Raw genomic sequence first — 1,135 nt, 5'->3', positions numbered from 1 at the left:
TCAGTTTTTATAAGGCTTATGGTGAAATTGGTTTATTACCACGAATAAATCAAAGTTATTCCGCTGAATTTAAGTTAAAAGTACTCAAAACCATAGAAAAGGAATCTCTTTCCTTGATGGCAACTGGTATAAGATTTAACATTCCCAATATTGCCATAATTTTAAAATGGAAAAAAGATTTTGCTAACTTTGGACTTGAAGGATTACGACCAAAACAAAGAGGTCGCCCAATTACTATGAGCAATTTTAAACCCAAAAAACGAAAATTAGACCAACCTTTAACTCGAGAGGAAGAATTATTAAAAGAAAACGAAAGACTTCGTTGTGAGAATGAATTGCTAAAAAAGTTACACGCCTTAGCTCAAGCCAAGAGAAATCTCAAGCCATAATGGAGTTAAGGCATAAATTTGATTTAGAATTGCTTCTAGATTTAACAAATATGGCACGCAGTAGCTTTTATTATCATCGAAAACAAATTACATTACCAGATAAATATCAGCAAATTAAGGAGTTAATTAAAACCATTTATCAAAGACATAAAGGACGCTATGGTTATAGGCGAATAACCGATGAACTTCAAAACAAAGGAATAATTATTAATCACAAAACAGTTTTAAGACTAATGAAAATCCTTGGACTAAAAAGCGTTATTAGAGTCAAGAAATACAAATCATACAAAGGACAGCAAGGGAAAATAGCTCCTAATATTTTAGAGAGAAATTTTAAAGCTGCTGAACCAAATCAAAAATGGGCAACTGACATAACTGAATTTAATGTATCAGGAAATAAATTATATTTATCGCCTATTATTGACTTATTTAATCAAGAAATTATTAGTTATGAACTAACGGAACGACCCGTTTTTAATCAAGTAGTTATGATGCTTAAAAAAGCATTTAAGAAAATACCCAACAACACTAACTTGACCTTACACTCAGATCAAGGCTGGCAATACCAAATGAAACAATATCAACATTTATTGAAAGAAAAAGGAATAGTACAAAGCATGTCAAGAAAAGGAAATTGTTTAGATAATGCTATTATCGAAAACTTCTTTGGAATACTTAAATCAGAATTATTTTATCTAAAGAAATACAAATCAATAGACCAATTAAAAAAAGAGATAAATGAATAT

Annotated in this window: 2 protein-coding genes; both read left to right on the top strand. The window is 29.8% G+C overall.

Features of this window, described 5'->3' with window-relative positions; translation table 11 throughout:
* A partial coding sequence (locus QLS31_RS16335; RefSeq protein WP_349238944.1) for a helix-turn-helix domain-containing protein occupies nt 1-389 on the top strand: 389 nt, incomplete at its 5' end.
* On the top strand, nt 389-1,135 hold a 747-nt coding region (locus QLS31_RS16330), incomplete at its 3' end, for an IS3 family transposase (RefSeq protein WP_282744718.1). The genes QLS31_RS16335 and QLS31_RS16330, both read left to right, overlap by 1 nt.

Source organism: Flavobacterium sp. XS2P24 (assembly GCF_030010285.1).
Taxonomy (GTDB): domain Bacteria; phylum Bacteroidota; class Bacteroidia; order Flavobacteriales; family Flavobacteriaceae; genus Flavobacterium; species Flavobacterium algoritolerans.
Note: the sequence above shows the minus strand (reverse complement) of the source record. Positions and strands in the feature narration are given on the sequence as shown.